The sequence below is a fragment of the Actinocatenispora comari genome (assembly GCF_017312725.1).
GTDB classification, from domain to species: domain Bacteria; phylum Actinomycetota; class Actinomycetes; order Mycobacteriales; family Micromonosporaceae; genus Actinocatenispora; species Actinocatenispora comari.
The window spans coordinates 68,596-90,661 of record NZ_BOPO01000063.1 but is presented as its reverse complement, the minus strand read 5'-3'; the positions used below and the strand labels follow the sequence as shown (position 1 = coordinate 90,661).

Sequence of the window (22,066 nt, the reverse complement as noted above, 5' to 3'; positions counted from 1 at the left end):
GGCCCAGCTGGGCGGACGGCGACCCACCGCCCGGCCCGTTCGGTGGCCCGCCGCCGAGCGCGGCGCACGACGAGCAGCCGGCCGGCGGTGCGCGGTGGACCGGGTCGGACGACCCCGGTACCGCGCCGCCACGCGCCGGCGGCTCGGCGAACGGCTGGTCCGGGCCGCGGGACAGCGATCCGGGCGGCGCGCCGGCCGGGGACGCCGGTACCGACGAGGACGGCGAGGACGAGCTGTTGCCACCGGCCGGCACGGCCCGGCGCGGGCAGCTCGCGGTGGCCCGGCTGCAGCCGGCCAACGTACGCCGGCTGGTTCGCGCGACGCCGGTGCAGCCGGCGGGAAAGCCACCCGGATCGGCGACCGCCGCCGGCGTGCTGTGCGGGATCCTCGCCGTACCGATGCTCGCGACGACCGGTGCGCTGTTCGCCACCCGCGCCCACCCGGCACTGGCGGCGAGCACGTTCGTGGTGGCGATCCTGTCGGTGCTCGGCGGGATCCGGCTGATCCAGCGCGGCAGCCCGCTGCTGCCGCTGCTGTGTGCCGCGTTCTCGGTGCTCGGCGGGGTACTGCTGATCAGCGGTGCGGTCGGCTCCGGTGTCCTGATCAGCGTCATCGGCACGGTGTGGCTGTTGTTCACGGCGCTGGCGCTGATCATGGTGCTGTTGCTGCGCCGCCGCCGGGTGCGGCGGTGGCTGACCGCGCGCGGCCGGGAGTGGCAGCGCGGCCGGCCGGCACCGCGACGCTGGCGGTGGCGACGGCGGGTCCAGCTGCCCGACCGGCTGCGGTTCGGGCCACGGCTGCGCAGTCGGGTGGTGGCCCGGCTCCGGCCGGCCCAGCGGCGCACGACCCGCCGGCCGGCCAAGGTGAAGCGGGTCGGTCGGCACGTCCGCGGCGGCCGGAGCGGCTCGCGGTCCGGCCCGGTCGGCTTCGTCGGCCGGGACTCCCCCGACCGCCCCGGCCAGGACTGATCCGGCCGGGACGACCCGGTCGGTGGCTCCCCGACCGCTCCTGCCACGACCGACCGCCCCACGACCGACCGCCCTGCGACCGACCGCCCCGCGACCGACGACCGGGCGCCGGCGGAGACGGCGGACGGGGCCGCACCGGTAGCGCGGCCCCGTCCGGGTCGGTACGGCTCAGGCGGTCTCGGTGATGGGCCGGTCCACCCAGCTCATCATCGAGCGCAGCTGCTTGCCGACCACCTCGATCGGGTGCTGGGCACCCTCCTCGCGCAGCTTGGTGAAGGTGGGCCGGCCGTTGTCGTCCTCGGCGATCCACTCGTTGGCGAAGGTGCCGTCCTGGATCTCGCCCAGGATCTTCTTCATCTCCGCCTTGACGTGCGCGTCGACGATGCGCGGACCGCGGGTCAGATCGCCGTACTCGGCGGTGTCGGAGCAGGAGTAGCGCTGCCGGGCGATGCCGCCCTCCCACATCAGGTCCACGATCAGCTTGAGCTCGTGCAGGACCTCGAAGTAGGCGATCTCCGGCTGGTAGCCGGCCTCGGTCAGCGTCTCGAACCCGGCCTGGACCAGCGCCGAGGTACCACCGCAGAGGACGGCCTGCTCGCCGAACAGGTCGGTCTCGGTCTCCTCGGTGAACGTGGTCTTGATGACGCCGGCGCGACCGCCGCCGATCGCCGCGGCGTACGACAGGGCGGTGGCGAAGGCGTTGCCGGTGGCGTCCTGCTCGACCGCGACCAGGTCCGGCACGCCCTTGCCGTCGGCGAACTGCCGGCGCACCAGGTGACCCGGGCCCTTCGGCGCGACCATCACCACGTCGACGCCCTCCGGCGGCTGGATGAAGCCGTACCGGATGTTGAAGCCGTGGCTGAACAGCAGCGTCTTGCCGGCCGCCAGGTTCGGCGCGATGTCGTTGGCGTACAGCGAACGCTGCACGGTGTCCGGCGCCTGGATCGAGATCAGGTCCGCCTCGGCGGTGGCCTGCGCCGGGGTGAGCACCCGCAGGCCCTGCTCCTCCGCCTTCACCCGGCTCTTGGAGCCCTCCGGCAGGCCGATCCGGACGTCGACACCGGAGTCGCGCAGGTTGAGCGCGTGCGCGTGCCCCTGGCTGCCGTACCCGATCACGGCGACCTTCTTGCCCTGGATCACCGACAGGTCGGCGTCGTCGTCGTAGAAGACCTCAGCGGCCATCGTTTCCCTCTCCTCGGAACTGCTCTGTTGGCAAATCTGTGCTGCGCAACCGGATCAGGCCGTACTGCGCAGGGTGGGGCTGGTGATGGAGCGGGCGCCGCGACCGATCGCGACCAGGCCGGACTGCACCATCTCCTTGATGCCGAACGGTTCCAGCATCCGCAGCAGCGCCTCCAGCTTGTCGCCGGTACCGGTGGCCTCGATGGTCAGCGCCTCCGGCGAGGCGTCCACCACCTTGGCGCGGAACAGCTGCACCGCCTCCATCACGTGGGTGCGGCTCTGCACGTCGGCGCGGACCTTCACCAGCAGCAGCTCGCGCTGTACCGAGGCATCGGTCTCCAGCTCGACGATCTTCAGCACGTTGACGAGCTTGTTGAGCTGCTTGGTGACCTGCTCCAGCGGCGAGGACTCGACGTTGACCACGATGGTGATCCGGGAGATGCCCGGCTGCTCGGTCTCGCCGACCGCGAGCGAGTCGATGTTGAACCCGCGCCGGCTGAACAGCCCCGACACCCGCGCCAGGACGCCGGGCTTGTCCTCCACCAGTACTGACAAGGTGTGCGTACTCATAGGTCGTCCTCATCGAAGGCGGGGCGGACACCCCGGGCGAACAGGATGTCGTCGTTGCCGACGCCGGGCGGCACCATCGGCCACACCATCGCGTCCTTGCCGACCACGAACTCGGCGACCACCGGCCGGTCGTCGATGTCCATCGCCTGCTTGATCGTGGCGTCCACGTCGTCGGCCGACTCGGCCCGCAGCCCGACGCAGCCGAGCGCGTCGGCCAGCTTGACGAAGTCGGGCACCCGGTGCTTGTGGGTACCGAGGTCGGTGTGCGAGTAGCGGCCGTCGTAGAACAGCGTCTGCCACTGCCGGACCATGCCCAGGTTGCCGTTGTTGATCACGGCGACCTTGATCGGGATGCCCTCCAGCGCGCAGGTGGCGAGCTCCTGGTTGGTCATCTGGAAGCACCCGTCGCCGTCGATCGCCCAGACGGTACGGTCCGGCCGGCCGGCCTTCGCCCCCATCGCCGCGGGCACCGCGAACCCCATCGTGCCGGCACCGCCGGAGTTGATCCACGTGCCGGGCTTCTCGTACGAGATGAACTGGCTCGCCCACATCTGGTGCTGGCCCACGCCGGCGACGTAGATCGCGTCCGGGCCGACCAGCTCGCCCAGCCGCTTGATCACGTACTGCGGGGCGAGCGTGCCGTCGGACGGCTCCTCGTAGCCCAGCGGGTACCGCTCGCGCAGGTCGCGCAGCTGGGTCCACCAGGCGGACAGCTCCGGACCCTCGCCGCCGTTCTCGGCGATCTCGGCGCGCATCGCGGTCAGCAGCTCGGTGAGCACCCACTTGGCGTCGCCGACGATCGGCACGTCGGCGTGCCGGTTCTTGCCGATCTCGGCCGGGTCGATGTCGGCGTGCACGACGGTCGCGTCCGGGGCGAACGAGTCGAGCTGACCGGTGACGCGGTCGTCGAAGCGGGCGCCGAGCGCGACGATCAGGTCGCTGCGCTGCAGCCCGTACACCGCGCTGACCGAGCCGTGCATGCCGGGCATGCCCAGGTGCTGCGGGTGCGAGTCGGGGAACGCGCCGCGCGCCATCAGGGTGGTCACCACCGGGATGCCGGTCAGCTCGGCCAGCGCCCGCAGCTCGTCGGTGGCGTGCGCCTTCAGCACCCCGCCGCCGACGTAGAACACCGGCCGCTGGGCGGTACGCATCAGCCGGGCCGCCTGGCCGATCTGCTTGCCGTGCGGGTGCGTCGTCGGGTGGTAGCCGGGCAGGTCCAGCGCCGGCGGCCAGCTGAACGTGGTCTGCGCTTGCAGCACGTCCTTCGGGATGTCGACCAGCACCGGGCCGGGCCGGCCGGACAGCGCCAGGTGGAACGCCTCGGCGACCACCCGGGCGATCTCCGCCGGGTCCTTGACCAGGTAGTTGTGCTTGATGATGGGCAGCGTGATGCCGCAGATGTCGGCTTCCTGGAACGCGTCGGTACCGATCAGCGCGGTGCTCTGCTGCCCGGTGATCGCCACCACCGGCACCGAGTCCATGTACGCGTCGGCCAGCGGCGTGACGAGGTTGGTCGCGCCGGGCCCGGAGGTCGCCATGCAGACGCCCACCTTGCCGGTGGCCTGCGCGTACCCCTCGGCGGCGTGGCCGGCACCCTGCTCGTGCCGGACCAGTACGTGCCGGATCTTGGTGGAGTCGAACAGCGGGTCGTAGGCCGGCAGGATGGTGCCGCCCGGGATCCCGAAGACGACCTCGGTGTCCAGCGCCTCGAGCGCGGCGATGAGTGCCTGGGCGCCGGTCATGGGGGTGCTGGTACCGGCACCACCGGGGCGGGGGGCCGGGCGGGCGGCTCGACTGGCCGCCGGGCCTGTTGCGGGTTTCGTCATCGCAGTCCGATCCGGGTTGACGGGTGAGCTGGTGGACGGCGTGCTTCGGGCCACGGCCCCCGGCGGCGGGCGGCCGTCCGAAGGCAAAAAGAAGGCCCGCGTGCTTCACGCACACAGGCCGCGCACCGTCACCGGAGTGACGGTGCGCTAAATAAGTACTACGAGGACGTGCCGACTCGACTGCATGGGCTAACTCTGACGCATCCCAGGCCTCCCGTCAACCTGTCTCACATCGTGGTTCACGCCACTTCTCGCTGGGCAGATCCGCTGGTTCGCACGCTCGTTGAATGCTGAATGAGGGTTCAGTAAGTGTCCCGATTGGTGGAACGAGGGGCCCGGGTCCGTGTCCGCCACCGGGTTCCGCGTGACAGACTGGCCGCCATGGCTGAACTGAGGTCGCGGACCTCCACCGCGGGACGCAACATGGCCGGCGCGCGGGCACTGTGGCGCGCCACCGGGATGACCGACGACGATTTCGGCAAGCCGATCGTCGCGATCGCGAACAGCTTCACCCAGTTCGTACCGGGCCACGTGCACCTCAAGGACCTCGGCCAGCTCGTCGCGGGCTCGGTCGCCGAGGCCGGCGGGGTGGCCAAGGAGTTCAACACCATCGCGGTCGACGACGGCATCGCGATGGGCCACGGCGGTATGCTCTACTCGCTGCCGTCGCGCGAGCTGATCGCCGACGCGGTCGAGTACATGGTGAACGCGCACTGCGCCGACGCCCTGGTGTGCATCTCCAACTGCGACAAGATCACGCCCGGCATGCTGATCGCCGCGATGCGGCTCAACATCCCCACCGTGTTCGTCTCCGGCGGCCCGATGGAGGCCGGCAAGACGGTCGCGATCGAGGGCATCGTGCACGACAAGATCGACCTGATCGACGCGATGATCGCCTCCGCCAACGACACCGTCACCGACGACCAGCTCGACTCGATCGAACGCTCCGCCTGCCCCACCTGCGGTTCGTGCTCCGGCATGTTCACCGCCAACTCGATGAACTGCCTGACCGAGGCGATGGGGCTGTCGTTGCCCGGCAACGGTTCCACGCTCGCCACGCACAGCGCGCGCAAGGCGCTGTTCGAGCGGGCCGGCCGGACCGTCGTCGACCTCGCCAACCGGTACTACGGCAAGGACGACGAGTCGGTGCTGCCCCGCTCGATCGGCAGCCGGCAGGCGTTCGAGAACGCGATGGCGCTGGACGTGGCCATGGGCGGGTCGACCAACACCGTGCTGCACCTGCTCGCCGCGGCCCGCGAGGCCGGGCTCGACTTCGGCGTCCGCGACATCGACGCGGTCTCCCGCCGGGTGCCGTGCATCGCCAAGGTGGCGCCGTCGGTCGCCGGGCCGGGGAAGATCTTCCACATGGAGGACGTGCACCGGGCCGGCGGCATCCCCGCCATCCTGGGTGAGCTCGACCGCGGCGGGCTGCTGCACCGTGACGTGCACGCGGTGCACGCCGACTCGCTGGACGAGTGGCTGTCCCGCTGGGACGTGCGGGCCGCCGAGCCAGCGCCGGAGGCGGTCGAGCTGTACCACGCGGCGCCCGGCGGGGTGCGCACCACCGAGGCGTTCTCCACCGACAACCGGTGGGACCGGCTGGACACCGACGCCACCGGCGGGTGCATCCGGGACGTGGCGCACGCGTACACCGCCGACGGCGGGCTCGCGGTGCTGCACGGCAACATCGCCGTGGACGGCTGCGTGGTCAAGACCGCCGGGGTACCGGAGGAGGTCTGGACGTTCCGCGGGCCGGCCAAGGTGTTCGAGTCGCAGGAGCAGGCGGTCGCCGGGATCCTCGACAAGACCGTGCAGCCCGGCGACGTCGTCGTCATCCGGTACGAGGGGCCGAAGGGCGGGCCGGGCATGCAGGAGATGCTGCACCCGACGTCGTTCCTGAAGGGCCGCGGGCTGGGCAAGGCGTGCGCCCTGATCACCGACGGCCGGTTCTCCGGCGGTACCAGCGGGCTGTCGATCGGGCACATCTCCCCCGAGGCGGCCGGTGGCGGGCTGATCGCGCTGGTGCAGACCGGCGACGAGATCGCGATCGACATCCCGAACCGGTCGATCGAACTGCTCGTCGACGACGCGGAACTGGCCCAGCGCCGGGCCGCGCAGGAGGCGCGGGAGCGGCCGTACACGCCGGTCGACCGGCAGCGCACGGTGTCCGCGGCGCTGCGCGCGTACGCGGCGATGGCCACCGCGGCAAGCGACGGCGCCTACCGCGACGTGGACCAGATCGCCCGCTGATCCCCGCCGTCCCCGCGCCGCGGTCAGCGGCGCGGGGCCGCGAGCAGGTCGGTGACCAGGCGGCGCATGGTGTCCCGGACCCGGTCGGCCGAGCCGTCGGCGAGCAGCGTCCGGATCGGCGGCGCGTGCAGCGAGCCGAGCAGCACGTGCCCGACCAGTTCGGCGTCCAGGTCCGGGCGGGCCTCGGCGATCAGCGCGGTGAGGTGCTCGTACCACCAGGCGTAGGCGTCGGTGGCGGCCTGCGTCGCGGTCGTACCGGCAGTGCTGCCGGCCGGGTCGCTGCCGGGACCGGCGGTGCTGCCGGGACCGGCGGTGCTGCCGGGACCGGCGGGAGTGCCGGGACCGGCGGGAGTGCCGGGACCGGCGGTGGTGCCGGCCGGGTCGCTGCCGGGGCCGGCGCCGGCCGGACCGCCGTTGGTGGCGGGCAGCGTCGGGTCGTCGTTCCCGGGGGTACCCGCGGCGGCGCGCGCGGCCGCGGATCGTTGCGGGCCGGCGGCCTGCGCGGCGGCGGATCGTTGCGGGCCGGCGGCGGCGTACTCGTACGCGGAGATCAGCGCGCTGTTGCGGCTGGCCACGTCGACCACGGCGTCGAAGAACGCGGTCAGCCGGTCGACGGCGGGCGCACCCGGGCCGAGCGGCGGCGGTCCGGTGCGGATCCGCCGGGACAGGTCGTCCATGCGCTCGTCCACCAGCGCCCGGAGCAGGCCGGCGCGGCTGCCGAACCGCCGGAAGACCGTACCCTTGCCCACCCCCGCCGCGGCCGCGACCGCGTCGACCGAGACGTGCTCGGCGTCCTCGCGGGCGAGCAGTTCCTCGGTGGCGCGCAGGATCGCCGCACGGTTGCGGGCCGCGTCCGCCCGCTCGACGCCGACCACCACGCACACCCCACTAGCGGACCATCAGTCCGGATAGTATCGTCGCAGTCAACCGGACCGTTGGTCCGCTTGACTCTGCTCTCGAAGGAGAAGCATATGCGTGCGATCGTGCTGCGCCGGACCGGCGACCCCGACGTCCTGCAACCCGCGGACCTCCCGGTACCCGAGCCCGGCCGCGGCGAGGTGCTGGTGCGCACCGAGGCCATCGGCACCCACTTCGCCGAGACCCGGCTGCGCGCCGGCACGCTGCCCGGCATGCCGGCGGACCTGCCCGCGGTACCCGGGTTCGAGGCGGCCGGCGTGATCGCCGGGGCCGGACCCGACGTCGACACCGCCCTGATCGGTACCCGCGTCGCCGCCATGGCGGTGGGCGGCAGCGGCAGCTACGCCGAGTACCTGACGGTGCCGGCCGCCGGCGTGGTCCGGCTGCCCGACGGCGTCTCGGCGCTCGACGCCGTCGCCGTCGCCACCCAGGGGGCGGTGGCGCTCGCCCTGATCCGTACCGCCCGGTTGACCGGCGGCGAGCAGCTCCTGGTCGAGGCCGCGGCCGGGGCGGTCGGCGGCTACCTGCTGCAGTTCGCCGCCGAGGCCGGTGCCGGCCGGATCGTCGCCACCGCCGGTACCGCCGCCAAACGGGAGCACGCCCTGGCGCTCGGTGCCGACGCGGCCGTCGACCATCGCCGACCCGGCTGGCCCGACCGGGTCGCCGAGCTCGCCCGCGCCGACGGACGACGCGGCCTCGACGTGGTCTTCGAGTCGATCGGCGGCGCCTCGGCGGGCGCGCTGCTCGCCGCGATGGCACCCGGCGGCCGGATCCTGCTGTACGGCAACCTGTCCGACCAGCCGGCCGCGATCGGCGCCGAGGACCTGCTGCCGCGCGGCCTGACCCTGATTGGATGCAGCGGCGCGCCCGGCGACGGCGCCTGGTACGACACCACCCTGGCGGCCCGCGGCGAGGTGCTGGACCGGTTGGCGCGCAAGCGGATCCGGCCGCTGATCGACAGCGTGCTGCCGCTCGCCGACGCCGCCGAGGCGCACCGTCGGCTGGAGGCCGGCGGGAACACCGGCAAGATCATCCTGGTGCCCTGACCCGCCGCACCCGTGCGCCCGAGCGCCGACCGGCGCACCGAGGACGCCCGGTGCCGCGTCGGCCGGCAGCGCTCAACCCGAGACGAACCTCGGCTCGCGCAGGTCGATGTAGTGGACGTCGTCCAGGTGGGACATCTCCTCGTCGATGACCCGCGCGGCGTCCGGCGGCCGCGGCGCGCGCTCCGCCTCCCGTGCGGCCGCCTCGCTGGTGAACGCCACCGTCTCGGTGAAACAGCCGTCCGCGTCGATGGCCACGGTGGCGCCCACGACATCGGGACGGTATCGGGAGAGCAGGTCACCGGACTGCTCCACCAGCGTGTGCAGCCGCTCCCGGCCGTGCACGCGACCCTGGATCACCTGGACGAACCCGGCGTCGTCCCGACCACCGGACAGCAGCATCGTCACGTCGTCGCAGTCGTGGAACGTGGCCCCGTCGACGAAGTTGCGCTCCATCCGCGCCCACCACTGCGACTGCTCGGCACGCCGGCTGTTGCGCTCGGCCGCCTCGGCGGACTCGAACCGGACCGCGATGACGCAGGTGCCGTCGTCGCTGATCCCGTACGTCGAGCCGAGGAAGCCGGTGGCACCCGGCTCGACCTCCTGGTGCCACCGTTCCAGCGTTGCCATCGTCGCGCCGGCGTCACCGACCTTGCCCTGGATGATCTGCATGAACATTCCGCTCACCCCCGCGACCTCCACGGTAGAAGCGAGCGGCGGTCGGCACCTCCGTCAATCGACGCACTCAGCCGCCGGCCACCGACGGGATCACGTGCAGTTCGGCGCCCGCCGGGACGGGGGTGTCGAGGCCGGCGAGACCGCGGCATTCCGCACCGTTGACGTAGAGGTTCACGTAGCGGCGCAGGGTGCCCCGCTCGTCCCGGAGGCGACGGTCCAGCCGCGGGTAGCTCGCGGCCAGCTGGTCGAGCGCCCCGCGCAGGGTGGCGTCCGGCGGCAGGTCGAGGGACAGGTGACCGAAGCCGCCGGCGTCGGCCCGCAGCACACCGGGCAGCAGCACGGTGACGGCCATCGTCCTCACCCCACCACGGCCGCGCGGACGCACAGCACGTCGGGCAGGTGTGCCGCGATCTGCTGCCAGTGCTCGCCCTCGTCCGGGCTCGCGAACAGCTCGCCGGACCGGGTGCCGAAGTAGACGCCGGGCACCGGCGCGTCGTCCACGCCCATCGCGTCGCGCAGCACCGTCGGGTAGAACCGCTGCTGCGGCAGGCCCTCGGTGAGTGCGGTCCAGCTGCCACCCGCGTCGTCGCTGCGGTACACCCGGCAGGCCGCGTCCGGCGGGATGCGGTACTCGTCGGCCTGGATCGGGAAGTTGTAGACCACGCCCGGCCGGTGCGGATGCGACACCATCGCGAAGCCGAAGTCGGACGGCAGCCCCGCGGCGATCGAGGTCCACGCCGCGCCGCCGTCGTCGCTGCGGTACACGCCGTGGTGGTTCTGGGCGAACAACTGGTCGGGGCGGGCCGGGTGGCGCGCCACCTTGTGCACGCACTGACCGAACTCCGGGTACTCGTCCGGCAGGAACTTCGCCCGGATGCCCTGGTTGCTGGCCTGCCAGCTGGCCCCGCCGTCGGTGGTGCGATAGACGCCGCCGGTGGACATCGCCACCACGACGCGGTCGGCCTCGCGCGGATGCGGCAGCACGGTGTGCACCGCCTTGCCGCCGAAGCCCGGCGTCCACTCCGGCCGGTGCGGGTGGTCCCACAGGCCCCGGACGAACCGGAAGCTGCGGCCACCGTCGTCCGACCGGAACAGCGCCGACGGCTGGACTCCGGCGTAGACGACGTCGGGTTGGTTGGCCGGGCCGGGAGCGAGTTGCCACACCTGTTCCAGGCTGGCCCCGGTGTCGTCCGGGAAGGCGATCGGCGCGTCGGCCGGCTCCTGCCAGGTCGCGCCGAGGTCGTCGCTGACCGAGACCCCCGGCCCCCAGTGCTGGCTCGCCGTCCCGGCCAGGATGCGGGGCCGGTCGCCGCGGGTGTCGATCATCGTCGCGTAGACCGCATGCATCGGGAAGTGCGGTCCGGTGAACTCCCAGTGGCTCCGGTCGCCGCTGGTGGCAAGGAACAGCCCCTTGCCGGTGCCGATCGCCAGCGCGACGGTGCCGGCGGCCGAACCGTGCTGTGCTGTCATCGTGGTCACCTCTCCCGCCGGTGACCGCGTCGCCGCGGCCCGGCGTGCCCGAAACGTGGCCGCCAGTATGCGCCGGGTCCCCGACAGCTTTCGCCCGAACGAGCGACCTCGCGCGACGGCACCGGTGGGTACCGCCGCGCGAGGCGTGGGGATCGAGGGTGGTCGTGGGGCTCAGTACCGCACCGGGCCGGAGACGTGGTGGTGCGCCGACGGCGGCCAGGACCAGCCGCCGGGGGTCATGCTGAACGAGCCGTTGGACAGCGGGCCGGGCGTGTAGCCGCCGGAGTCCAGCCCCTGCGGCGAGTACGCGTCGAACACCTGGCCGTTGACCGTGATGCTGGAGAAGTCCAGCTCGGCGAACGAGGGGTAGCTGCCGGTCGGCGACTCGATGACCGCCTCGGCGCTGACGTTCTGCCCGTTCAGGTACTGGGTGGTCTGCTCGGTCCAGCCGGCGGTCCGGTCGGTGAGGGTGATCTGGTACCCGCCGCCACCGGTCGCGGTGACGCTGCCGGTCATGGTGTCACCGGGGCTGACCGGGTCGCTCCAGTAGACGGGCGCCGCGGGATACATCTCGTACCAGGCGCGGTAGGCCGGATAGCCGTTCTGGCAGTTGGTCTCCACCCCGGTCTGCTCGACGGTCTGCGAGCCGTAGCCGTCGATGCCGACCCACGGGGCGTACATGTCCTGGCTGGAGGTGCAGCTCGCGTCCGGCTCCACCCACGAGCCGCTGATCGAGCCGAACCCGCTGCCCTGCGCGACGTACCCGCCCCACAGGTTGTCGGTCAGGTTCGGGGTGACCGGCCCGTAGCCGGCGGTACCGCCAGAGCCAGCAGAGCCGGCGGGGCCGGCAGTCGCGGCGGCGGGGCCGGTCACGATGGCGGCGACCGCCAGGGCGGCGGCCATCCCCACACCGGCGAGCCGTAACAGAATACGGTTGGGCATCTGCCCCTCCTTGTGCCGAGGTCCACAAGATGGACGAAAGGTGACATGTCGCATCTTGTCGTTCCGGGCGGGTGGGCGGAACAGCGGTACGCGGCGGGAAGGTGTCGGCGGCGGCATCCCGCCGGGATCGCAGTGGCCGGTGGGACGCCACCGGCGATGGCGTTCGGGAGGAAGTCATGTTCGAGACGTTGGGACTGTCCACCGCGGCCGAGCAGCTCTACCTGGAGCTGCTGGAGCGGCCCGGCGCCCGCCCGGACGCGCTGACCCGGTCGGACCGGGATCCGGACGCCGTCGGCGCCGCGATCGGCGAGCTGCGCGAGGCGGGACTGCTGCTGCCCGGCCCCGGCTGTACCGCGGTCGCGCCGGACGTCGCGGTCGAGCTGCTCGCGCACCGGCAGGAGGAGCTGCTGCGCCGGGCCCGGGCGGCGGTCGAGCCGCTGCTGCTGCGCTACCGCCAGGTCGGCAGCCCGGATCCGGTCGAGCTGGTGGCCGGCAGCGAGCAGGTGTCGCTGCGCTACGAGCAGCTGGTTCGCTGCGCCCGCAAGGAGATCCTCGGCTTCGACAAGCCGCCGTACGTGGTGCCGGTGCGCGATCTCGGGATGGAGCTCGCGAGCCTGGGCCAGCGGGTGCGCTACCGCGCCGTGTACGCGCGACCCGCGCTCACCATGCCCGGCCGACTGTCCGATGTGGACACCCTGAAGAGTGCCGGCGAGCAGGCCCGGATCCTGCCCGACCTGCCGTTCAAGCTGCTGATCGTGGACCGCCGGTGGGCGATGGTACCGGTCAGCGAGGGCACCGAGGTGGAGCGCGCGATGGTGGTCCGGCCGTGCTCGCTGCTCGACGCGCTGGTCGCCACCTTCGACTCGTACTGGCAGCGCGCGGTGCCGTTCGGCGACGCCGGCCGGGCGAGCAGCACCGGCGGCCAGACCGCGCCGGACGACCTCTCCGAGGCCGACCGGCAGGTACTCGCGCTGCTCGCCACCGGGCTCACCGACGAGCGGATCGCCGCGCACCTGGGCCTCGGCCTGCGTACGGTGCAGCGCCGGGTGCGCGGCCTGATGGACCGGCTCGGCGCCGGAAACCGCTTCCAGGCGGGCCTGCAGGCCGCCCGCACCGGCCTGCTCTGAGCCACACCGCCGGGCCGGCCGGTGCCGCTCAGAGCAGTGGTCGGCGCCGCTCGGCCGATCAGGGCCGTTCCAGCAGCACGAGGGCGGCCGGGTCGGCCAGTTCGGCGCGGATCCGGTAGTGCATCTTCTTGCCGGTGGCGGTGCGCGGCAGCTCGTCGACGAACCGGTACGCCCGGGGGCGCTTGAAGTCGGCCAGCATCGGATGCTCCCGGCAGTGCCGGTCGCACTCGGCCGCGGTCAGCCCGTCGGCCGAGGGCTGCACGTACGCGACGACCAGCTGGCCCCAGCGCTCGTCCGGGACACCGACCACGATCGAGTCGGCCACCAGCGGGTGCTCGTTGAGCACCTCCTCGACCTGCACCGGGTGCACATTCTCGCCGCCGGAGATGATCATGTCGTCGCGCCGGCCGACGACCGTGACGAACTCCTGCGCGTCCCAGGTGCCCAGGTCACCGGAGTACAGCCAGCCGTCCCGGAACCGGGCGGCCTGTTCGGCGTCGTTGTTGACGTACGAGTAGCCGGACTTGACCGAACGCATGATGATCTCGCCGGTCTCGCTGCCGTCCTTCGCCACCGTGTCGGTCGGGTCGGTCGGCCGGTCGTCGTACACCCGGACCACGGCGACGTCGTCGTCGGTGCAGGCCCGACCGGCGCTGCCGGCGTGCTCGGGCAGGTCGCCGGGGCGCAGGAAGGTGTTCCAGAACGCCTCGGTGGTGCCGTACCCGTTGAAGATGCGCGGCGTGAGCACCTGCTGGTAGCGCAGGCAGGCGGCCCGCTCCAGCGGCGCCCCCATCGTCACCACGCCGCGCAGGGTGGACAGGTCACGCGGGTTCTTCTCCTGCGCGTCGGCCAGCATCGCGAGGTTGGTCGGCGCCCCGATCAGGTACGTCAGGCCGTGCTCGGCGACCATGTCCAGGCACAGCTCCGGGTCGAACCTGCGCATCGTGACCCCGGCGGCGCCGGCGTAGAAGATCGCGTTCGGGCCGCCGGGTGAGATGCCGCCGCGGTGGAACCAGGGCGTCATGTTCAGCGTCCGGTCGGTCGGGTCCAGCGGGAAGTGCATGATCACGTCGTGCGCGGTGAGCACCTCGGCGACGCTGGGCAGCGACACGCCCTTCGGCATCCCGGTGGTACCGGAGGTGTACAGCCGCACCGTCTCGTCGAACGCGCCGGCCGGGTGCGCCGGTGCCGTACCGTCGGCCGGCAGCCCGTCGGCGAGCAGGTCGTCGAACGCGGTGATCCCGTCGGGTGCGGGCGCCTCCGCGGTCGCCGCCGCGACGATCGCCGGGACATGCCCGGCGCGTTCCAGGGCCGCGACGGCCATCGGCGCGATGGCCGCGTCGAACACGTAGCCGACGGGTTCGCTGTCGTCGAGCACGTGCGCGGTCTCGCCGGCGGAGAACCGGAAGTTGATCGGTGCCGCGATCGCGCCGAGCTGCTGCGCGGCGAGGTAGCACAGGGCGAACTCGCTGCCGTTGAACAGCTGGAAGACCAGCACGTCACCGGGCGCCACGCCACGCGCGGCGAGGCCCGCGGCGAGCCGGTTCACCTCGGCACCCAGCTGCGCGTACGTGAAGCTGCGGTCGCGGGCGGTGTCGTGCAGCGCGAGCTCGTCGGCGAACCGGTGCACGTTGCGCCAGAAGCCGGCCAGGAACGTGAAGTGCTGCTCGAAGACCGCACGGTAGGCGGTCGGGTCGTAGGTGTAGGACACGGTTGCCTCTCACCACCATTCGGGCCGGCGCCGCCGGCGGTAACCAGCCGTCCGGCGCCGCCGGACGTGCTCGGGGATCGGTCGGGCCGGCGCCGCCGGACGGGCCGGCGACGCCACTGTCGGAGTCATTCGGGGCGGGTGAAGACCGCGACGCAGTTCTGGCCGCCGAAGCCGAACGCGTCCGCGATCGCCGCGGACACCGGCACCGTCCGGGCCACGTGCGGTACGTAGTCGAGGTCGCACTCCGGGTCCGGGGTGTCCAGGTTGATCGTCGGCGGCACCCGGCCGTCCCGGATCGCGAGCGCGCAGACCAGCGCGCCGAGCGCGCCGGCCGCGCCGATCAGGTGGCCGACCATCGACTTCGGGCTGGAGACCGCGAGCCGGTCGGCGGCCGAGCCGAACGCGGCGCGCAGCGCCATCGTCTCGGTCCGGTCGTTCGCCCTGGTACCGGTGCCGTGCGCGCACACGTAGTCGACCTCGTCGGGCTTGACGTCGGCGTTGCGCAGCACGCCGGTGATCGCCGCGGTCGCCTGCGCCGCGGTCGGATCCGGTGCGCTGACGTGGAACGCGTCCGCGGTCAGCGCACCGCCGGCGAGCGTCGCGTACGGCGTGGCGCCGCGCCGGGCCGCGTGCTCGGCCGACTCCACCACCGCGAGCACCGCGCCCTCGCCGAACACGAAGCCGTCCCGCTCGGCGTCGAACGGCCGGCTCGCCGCCGCCGGGTCGTCGTTGCGCTTCGACAGCGCGCCCATCCTTTCGAGCCCGGCGAACATCACCGGGGTGATCGCCGCGTCGGTGCCACCGCAGATCACCACGTCCGCCTCGCCGGCGGCGATCAGCCGCCGCGCCTCGACGAACGCGTACAGCCCGCTCGCGCAGGCCAGCGCGCTCGCCGTCACCGGCCCGTGCACGCCGAGGTCGATGGCCACCTCGCAGGCCGGCATGTTGGTCAGCGACGAGGCCACGAAGTATGGCGAGATGTGCCGCTGGTCGCCGGCGAGTAGCTGCCGGGTCGCGCCCTCGATCGTGTCGAACCCGGCCACCGCGGCGTTGACGATCACCCCGACCCGCTCCGCCGGTACCGCCCCGGCGCCGGGATCCGGGCCGCCCGGACCGGCGGCCGGGACCGCGCCACCCGAGGGCCCCGGACCGGCGGGCGCCGCCGGCCCGGCCGCGCCGGCGGCGCCCGCCGGCCCAGCCGCAGCCGCGTCGCGCGCGACCGGGTACGCCGGCTCGGGTCCCCCGGCCGGCACCGGGGTGCCGATCCGCAGGCCGGCGTCGGCGACCGCCTCGCGCGCCGCGGCGACCGCGAACTGGGTGAACCGGGCCGAGCGGCGCAACCGCTTGCCGGTCAGCACCTCGGCCGGATCGAAGTCACGCACCTCGGCGGCGATCCGGACCGGTGCCCCGGCCGGGTCGAACGCGGTGATCGGGCCGACGCCGGACCGGCCGGCGAGCAGCGCACGCCAGGTGCTCTCCCGGTCGTTGCCGACCGGGGTCACCGCGCCGAAGCCGGTGACGACGACGCCGCGGGACGCGCCCGCGGCGGATCCGGCGGCGGTCATGGCCGCCTGCTCGCCTTCGGCATCGCGCGACTTCCTTCCTCGACCCGCCGGACATGCAGTTTCTCCGGACGTTACCCGCGCGAACGGCTCTCGGGACCCTCGACGCGGGTACAACTTGTCACGCCCGTAGCCTTCGCATGGCCGACAAGTCGGGCACGCGAGGATGATCCCGGCACCCGGGAGACCGAGCGGCCCGGGTGCGGCCCGGGGCAACCAATCAGTCCACAGTGGACGGGCCGATCACCCGGGGCACGCCGTCGGAGTGCAGGTCGAAGAACGCCTCCACGTGCTCCACCGGCATCGGCCGACCGAACAGGTACCCCTGGGCGTAGCCGCAGCCCGCCGCGGCCAGCGCGGCCAGCTGCTCGGCGGTCTCGACGCCCTCCGCCACCACCGCCATGCCGAGCCGCTCGCCGAGGCGTACCACGATCTCGGCCAGCGGCGCGGCCGGTGAACCCGGGCTGACCGGCTCGGCGATCAGCGCGCGATCGGCCTTCAGGATGTCGACCGGCAGCCGGCGCAGGTAGGTCAGCGCGCTGTGCCCGGTGCCGAAGTCGTCCAGCGCCACCCGCACGCCGAGCGCCCGCAGCCCGCCCAGGGTGCGTACCGCGGCGGGCACGTCGGCGACCACGTCCGCCTCGCCGGCCTCCACGATCAGTGCCTCCGGCGGCACCTCGTACGCGTCGAGGACCGCGGCGACCTGGGCGACGAAGTCCGGCTCGCGCAGCTGGACCGCCGAGAGGTTCACCGCCACCTGCACCGGCCGGTCGTCGTCGCGCCAGGCGGCGACCCGCCGGCACGCCTGGTGCAGCACCCAGCCGCCGATCTCGTCGATCAGCCCGGCCGCCTCCGCGATCGGCACGAACTCCTCCGGGCCGACCGTGCCCAGCTGCGGGTGCCGCCAGCGCAGCAGCGCCTCCACCGCGACCGGGTGCCGGTCGCCGACCGCCACGATCGGCTGGTACAGCAGGTCGAGCTCGCCGCGCCGGTCCGCGCCGGGCAGCTCCGCGGTCAGCATCGAGCGACGCATCAGCTGCACCTCCAGCGACTCGTCGTAGCGCTGCGACTGGTTGCCGCCCAACGTCTTCGCCCGCCGCATCGCCACGTCCGCGCCGGCCACCAGCTCGTCCGGGGTGGCGCTCGGGGCGAACTCGGCCACCCCGGCGCAGGCCCCGAGCAGCACCCGGCCGCCGCCCACCGCGTACGGCTCGGCCAGCACGCCGATCAGCCGGGCCGCCACGCCGTCCGCGGTCGCCGGCGCGCAGCCGACCAGTACCGCGAACTCGTCGCCGCCGAGCCGGGCGAGCACGTGGTCGGGGGCCAGCGCCGCGCGCAGCCGCCGCGCCACCTCGACCAGTACCGCGTCGCCGACCTCCCGGCCGCGGGTCTCGTTGACCTCCTGCACCCCGGACAGGTCGAGCACCAGTACGCAGCCGCGCCACGGGCGTGGCCGGTCGCGCAGCTCGGCAAGGGTACGCAGCAGCGCCCGCCGGTTCGGCAACCCGGTCAGCGGGTCGGTGTAGGTCAACCGGCTGACCTGGTGGGTCAGCTCGCGGTTCGCGCTGACGTCGCGCAGGTGCACCACCACGCCGGCCACCGCCGGTTCGTCCCGGTGGTCGGTCGCGCTGGACTCGGTGAACCGCCAGGTACCGAAGCCGTCCCGGAGCCGGCCGCTGACCAGCACCCGGGCGTCCGGCGGGTCGACCAGCAGCTCGCGCAGCTGCTCGGCCAGCGACGGCGCGTCCTCCGGGTGGAACAGCGCGCTGAACGGGCGGCCCAGGACCTCGGCGTCGGACAGCCCGAACCGGCGGGCCGCGGCCGGCGACTGCCACCGCACGATCAGGCTCTCGTCCAGCACCATCGTCACGTCGTCGGAACCGGCCACGATGGACCGGAACCGGGCCTCCTGCTCGGCCAGTTCGGCGGCGTAGCAGCGCACGTCGAACACCGCGAACGCCTCCCGGCCGGCCACCGTGAGCACCACCAGCACCGCCACCCCGGCCGAGTAGGTGCCGAAGGTGCCCACGGTGGCGAGGTGGTAGACGGTGGCGACCACGGCCAGCGCGACGGGCACCGACAGCAGCGGCATCCCGGCGAACGAGCTGGGCTGGGTCACGCCGGCGGTGTCGGTGCGCGAGCCGCTGCGGGACGCGCCGAGGAAGAGCAGCGCCGGCCCGACCACGGTGCCGGCGGCGGCCGCGAACAGCGCGGCCGGGGCGGCGTGCAGCAGCACCAGCACCACCAGAACCGCCTGGCCCAGCAACACCAGCGCGACACCGGCGCCGCACGCGAGCGCGGCCCGCCGGTACCGGAAGGCGCGGGCGGCGATGAGCACCGTGCAGGCCAGCGACACCGCCGCGACCAGCCAGACGAGGACGGCGAGCAGCACCCGGGGGCCGGACGGGCCGAGCCCGTCGCCCTCCAGCGGCACGATCACGAGCAGCCAGGCCGCGTAGAACACGCTGATCCCGATGCCGAACCCGTCCAGCAGGCGGCGCAGCCGGATCCGCCAGTTCGGCGCCGTGCCGGGCAGCATCAGCAGGCCGAGCAGGCACAGCGTGGCCGAGACGGTGAAACCGACCGCCAGCAACCGGGCACCCCAGCCGTGCGGTACGGCGGCGAGCACGATCAACGCGGCCCCGGCGGCCAGCGAACCCAGCGCGAGCATGCCGGCGCCCCGGCAGGCACCGTGCGGCAACACCAGGGCGAGCCGCACCAGCAGCACGGCGCACAGCACCGGACCGGCGCCGATCGCGGCGAGCGCGGCGCGGGCCGGCAGCACGCCGGCGAGCGCCGCCAGGATGGCCCAGCCGTACACCACCGGGGCGACCGACAGGAGCACCCAGGCGGCCGTCGACCAGCCGGGGTGTCGCAACGCCCGCGAGATGGCCGTCGTCGTCATCCGCCGTCAACCCCTCTCCGCGAGGCCCGCGTGCGCGCCGGGCGCGGCGTGCGGCCCACGCTCGCGTTCCCCCTGTCGGGTGCACAGTCACCGACACAGGTGACAACGAGTCGGGGAACGCGTGGTTCCGGTCACGTTTGCAGGAACCCTCGACAGGCCGATCATCGCGATATATCGTTGAGCCATCGCGAACTGTTCCGAGCAATCGAGGAGGCGCACATGTTCCCTCACCACCGGCCGCACCCGCTGCATCCGGCCGCCGCTGCCGCCGACGGCGTCCCGCCGATGCCACCGATGCCGCCGATGCCGCCCGGCTCGCCGCCCGGGCCCGGCTTCGGCCCGCCGCCCGCACCTCCCGGCTTCGGCCCACCCGGCCCCGGGTTCGGCGGGCCGGGCTTCGGCGGCTACGGGCCGGGGTTCGGCCCGGGCGGTCCGCGACGCGGCGCCCGGGTCCGGCGCGGTGACGTGCGCGCCGCCGTCCTCGCGCTGCTCGCCGAGCAGCCGCGCAACGGGTACCAGCTGATCCGGGAGATCGGGCGCCGCTCCGGCGGCGTCTGGCGGCCGAGCCCCGGCTCGGTCTATCCGGCGCTGTCCCAGCTGACCGACGAGGAACTGGTCGAGGAGTCGGGCAGCGCCCGGCGACGCGAGTTCGCCCTCACCGACGCCGGCCGGGCCTACGTGGACGAGCACCCGGACGAGCTGGCCGCACCGTTCGCCAACGCCGCCGAGGCCGCGTCGGACGAGCCGACCGAGCTGTGGCAGTCGCTCGCCGCGGTGCACGCCGCGACCGGCCAGGTGGTGCACGCCGGTACGCCCGAGGCGGTCGACGCCGCCCGGCGGGTGCTCGACCGGGCACGCCGGGACATCTACCGCATCCTCGCCGGCGACGCCGACGACTGAACCGGGACCGAGGTGCGGGCCGGGGGCCCGGGGGTGTCCCGGCCCGCACCGGGTCGGCTACCGCACCGTCCGGCCGGAGTGCGACGATGGGCCACGTGGCAACAGACGTGACCGCCCGCTTCCGCTACAACGCGGCCCTGCCGATCGCGGCGTTCGTGGCGCTGTGCGGCACGGTCCCGCTCACCGTCGCGGGGTGGCCCTTCGCCTTCGTTCTGCTCGTCCCGTTCGCCGTGCTGGTGTGGGGCTGGCGGGCCGGCGTGGACGTGCGCGGCGGGCGGCTGGTGGTGCGGTGGCCGGTCGGGTCCCGCGCCATCGAACCGACCGACATCCGCGGCTTCACCATCACCCACCAGCGGGTCAGCGCGGTACTCGCCGACGACCGCACGGTGTGGCTGCCCGCGGTGCCCGGTACCCGGGTGCCGGTGCTCGCCGAGACGCTCGGCCTGCAGGTGGCCGGCGCCGGCCCGGCCGCCGAAGCCGACGGCGAGGACGCCGACGAGCCCGTCGAGCCGGCCGAACGGTCCACCGACACGGTGACCCCCGAAGCCGACGCCACCGAAGCCGACGCCACCGACGCCGAGGCCACCGACGCGGCGGCGTCCGACGACGACTCGGCGCCGGCCGCCGGCGGCGGTGCACGACCGTCGGCCTCCACCCGCTGACCGGGCTCTGCCCGCCCGCTCGTTCGACGACGCCCCGCTGCCGGGTCCGTGCAGCGACCGGTCGGCACGCTCGGCCGGCCGCGACCGGCCCGGTCCCGAGTCCGGACCGGCGCGAGGCACGTGCCCGCAACGAGACCGACGCAGGCGCAACGATCAGCAGGATCACGCGTCCGGGACCAGCACGATGCGGCCCGGGGCCGGGCGAGGCTCGGTACCGGCGAGCATCCGGTGCGCCCGCGCCGCCTGACCGAACGGCAGCACCGGGCCGACCCGTACCGCGAGCCGGTCGGTGCCGAGCAGGGCGGCGACACCGCGTGCCGCCGCGGCGAGTTCGGCGGTGCCGGCGTTGCTGATCGCGAACCCCACCAGCCGCACGTCCCGGGTGTACACCGCGCCCACCGGCAGCGGTACGTCCGCGGCGTCGCCGAGGCCGGCCAGCAGCACCACCCGGGCCCGGTGCGCCAGCAGCGGTACGGTCGCCGGCAGGTCGTGCCGGCCGGACGTGTCGATCCAGACCTGCACGCCGTCCGGCGCGAGCGCTTCGATCCGCGCGTATCGGTCCGGGTCGCGGTAGTCGACGCAGTCGGCGGCGCCGTGCCGGCGGCACCGGTCGAAGTCGTCCGGCCGCGCGGTGGCGAGCACCCGGGCACCGGCGTCGGCGGCGAGCCGGAGCAGCGCGGTACCCACGTTGCCGGCGCCGCCGCCGACCAGCACCGTCTCGCCGGCGACGAGGTCGGCGTGCCGGTGCAGGGCGAGCCACGCGGTCAGCGCCGGGTGGACCGCGGCCACCGCCGCGACCGGATCGCGCCCGGCGTCGGGCAGCGGGTACAGCCGGTCGGCCGCCACCGCAGCGAAACCGCTGGTCGCGCCCTGGCGGCCGGCGTGGCCCAGGCTGCCGCACCAGACCCGGTCGCCCGGCCGGAAGCCCGCCGCGCCGGCACCCGCCGCGACGACCGTACCGACCAGGTCACGGCCGAGCACGAACGGGAACGGCGTCGACGTGCGGTACGCGCCGGAGCGGACGAACGCGTCGACCGGATCGACGGCGACCGCCTCCGGCCGGACCAGCACGTCGGTCCCGCCGATCGCCGGGACCGGCAGCGTCCCGTACCGGATGACGTCCGGGCCGCCGAGCCGCTCGATGAACGCGGCCGGCATGCCGGCCGGGGCGGAGCACATGCCGCGACCGTACCGCCCGGGCGATCACCCCACTCCCAGGACGGCGAGTACCGATCCCGGGACGGCCGAGCACCGATCCCGGACAACGGAGCACCGACGCCGGGCGGCGGAGCACCGGTCCCGGACGACGGAGCATCGACCCCGGACGGCCGAGCACCGGTGCCGGCGGCCGG

General features: G+C 74.1%; 17 protein-coding genes and 1 pseudogene. 6 read left to right on the top strand and 12 right to left on the bottom strand.

Annotated features, from left to right (window positions below; genetic code table 11):
• Positions 1-968, top strand: a pseudogene (locus NUM_RS18310) (hypothetical protein); the annotation flags it as partial.
• A gap of 168 nt (positions 969-1,136) precedes the next feature.
• On the opposite strand, the gene ilvC reads toward NUM_RS18310, so the two are convergent.
• Genes ilvC through NUM_RS18295 form a run of 3 tightly spaced genes read right to left on the bottom strand, consistent with a single transcriptional unit; the run spans position 1,137 to position 4,546 of the window.
• Complete coding sequence (gene ilvC / locus NUM_RS18305; RefSeq protein WP_207126094.1) at positions 1,137-2,150, bottom strand: ketol-acid reductoisomerase; 1,014 nt, start codon at positions 2,148-2,150, stop codon at positions 1,137-1,139.
• A gap of 54 nt (positions 2,151-2,204) precedes the next feature.
• Positions 2,205-2,720 carry an acetolactate synthase small subunit gene (gene ilvN, locus NUM_RS18300; protein WP_207126093.1) on the bottom strand — a complete coding sequence of 172 codons (516 nt, stop codon included), beginning with the start codon at positions 2,718-2,720 and terminating at the stop codon, positions 2,205-2,207.
• Positions 2,717-4,546: an acetolactate synthase large subunit gene (locus tag NUM_RS18295; RefSeq protein WP_207126092.1), complete on the bottom strand. Its 1,830-nt coding sequence runs from the start codon at positions 4,544-4,546 to the stop codon at positions 2,717-2,719. The genes ilvN and NUM_RS18295 overlap by 4 nt, the downstream gene beginning before the upstream one ends.
• Positions 4,547-4,927: 381 nt before the next feature.
• Between NUM_RS18295 and ilvD the strand changes: the two genes are divergently transcribed.
• Positions 4,928-6,796, top strand: coding sequence for a dihydroxy-acid dehydratase (gene ilvD, locus NUM_RS18290; protein WP_207126091.1), 1,869 nt, complete (start codon positions 4,928-4,930; stop codon positions 6,794-6,796).
• A gap of 23 nt (positions 6,797-6,819) precedes the next feature.
• Here ilvD and NUM_RS18285 read toward each other — a convergent pair whose 3' ends face one another.
• Positions 6,820-7,680 (bottom strand): TetR/AcrR family transcriptional regulator, encoded by an 861-nt coding sequence (locus NUM_RS18285; protein ID WP_225918668.1) that lies wholly within the window; start codon positions 7,678-7,680, stop codon positions 6,820-6,822.
• Positions 7,681-7,767: 87 nt separating this feature from the next.
• Here NUM_RS18285 and NUM_RS18280 point away from each other — a divergent pair, with 87 nt between their 5' ends.
• Positions 7,768-8,760 (top strand): quinone oxidoreductase family protein, encoded by a 993-nt coding sequence (locus NUM_RS18280; protein WP_207126090.1) that lies wholly within the window; start codon positions 7,768-7,770, stop codon positions 8,758-8,760.
• Between the two features lie 72 nt (positions 8,761-8,832).
• Here NUM_RS18280 and NUM_RS18275 read toward each other — a convergent pair whose 3' ends face one another.
• The 4 genes from NUM_RS18275 to NUM_RS18260 all read right to left on the bottom strand — a co-directional run bounded on the left by NUM_RS18275 (position 8,833) and on the right by NUM_RS18260 (position 11,847).
• Positions 8,833-9,444: a hypothetical protein gene (locus NUM_RS18275; RefSeq protein WP_207126089.1), complete on the bottom strand. Its 612-nt coding sequence runs from the start codon at positions 9,442-9,444 to the stop codon at positions 8,833-8,835.
• Between the two features lie 58 nt (positions 9,445-9,502).
• Positions 9,503-9,787: a ubiquitin-like small modifier protein 1 gene (locus NUM_RS18270; protein WP_207126088.1), complete on the bottom strand. Its 285-nt coding sequence runs from the start codon at positions 9,785-9,787 to the stop codon at positions 9,503-9,505.
• A gap of 5 nt (positions 9,788-9,792) precedes the next feature.
• Entirely contained in the window at positions 9,793-10,905 is a 1,113-nt protein-coding gene (locus NUM_RS18265; protein ID WP_207126087.1) for a WD40/YVTN/BNR-like repeat-containing protein, read from the bottom strand.
• Positions 10,906-11,076: 171 nt separating this feature from the next.
• Positions 11,077-11,847: a G1 family glutamic endopeptidase gene (locus tag NUM_RS18260; protein ID WP_207126086.1), complete on the bottom strand. Its 771-nt coding sequence runs from the start codon at positions 11,845-11,847 to the stop codon at positions 11,077-11,079.
• A gap of 176 nt (positions 11,848-12,023) precedes the next feature.
• Between NUM_RS18260 and NUM_RS18255 the strand changes: the two genes are divergently transcribed.
• A complete protein-coding gene (locus tag NUM_RS18255) occupies positions 12,024-12,974 on the top strand; it encodes a helix-turn-helix domain-containing protein (RefSeq protein ID WP_207126085.1) in 951 nt (316 codons plus the stop codon).
• Between the two features lie 58 nt (positions 12,975-13,032).
• Here the strand turns inward: NUM_RS18255 and NUM_RS18250 are convergent, their stop codons facing one another.
• From NUM_RS18250 to NUM_RS18240, 3 genes are all read right to left on the bottom strand, one after another.
• The gene (locus NUM_RS18250) at positions 13,033-14,685 is read right to left on the bottom strand and encodes a class I adenylate-forming enzyme family protein (protein ID WP_207126084.1); all 1,653 of its coding nucleotides are present in this window, start codon (positions 14,683-14,685) and stop codon (positions 13,033-13,035) included.
• 125 nt (positions 14,686-14,810) lie between these two features.
• Entirely contained in the window at positions 14,811-16,250 is a 1,440-nt protein-coding gene (locus NUM_RS18245) for a beta-ketoacyl-[acyl-carrier-protein] synthase family protein (RefSeq protein WP_207126083.1), read from the bottom strand.
• Positions 16,251-16,467: 217 nt separating this feature from the next.
• Positions 16,468-19,152, bottom strand: coding sequence for a putative bifunctional diguanylate cyclase/phosphodiesterase (locus NUM_RS18240; RefSeq protein WP_207126082.1), 2,685 nt, complete (start codon positions 19,150-19,152; stop codon positions 16,468-16,470).
• Between the two features lie 219 nt (positions 19,153-19,371).
• Here NUM_RS18240 and NUM_RS18235 point away from each other — a divergent pair, with 219 nt between their 5' ends.
• Together NUM_RS18235 and NUM_RS18230 are read left to right on the top strand one after the other, a co-directional pair.
• Positions 19,372-20,052: a PadR family transcriptional regulator gene (locus NUM_RS18235; RefSeq protein ID WP_225918667.1), complete on the top strand. Its 681-nt coding sequence runs from the start codon at positions 19,372-19,374 to the stop codon at positions 20,050-20,052.
• 95 nt (positions 20,053-20,147) lie between these two features.
• A complete protein-coding gene (locus NUM_RS18230; protein WP_207126081.1) occupies positions 20,148-20,714 on the top strand; it encodes a PH domain-containing protein in 567 nt (188 codons plus the stop codon).
• Positions 20,715-20,876: 162 nt separating this feature from the next.
• On the opposite strand, the gene NUM_RS18225 is transcribed toward NUM_RS18230, so the two are convergent.
• Positions 20,877-21,893, bottom strand: a complete 1,017-nt coding sequence (locus tag NUM_RS18225; RefSeq protein ID WP_225918666.1) for an alcohol dehydrogenase catalytic domain-containing protein — start codon at positions 21,891-21,893, stop codon at positions 20,877-20,879.
• Between the last annotated feature and the right edge of the window lie 173 nt (positions 21,894-22,066).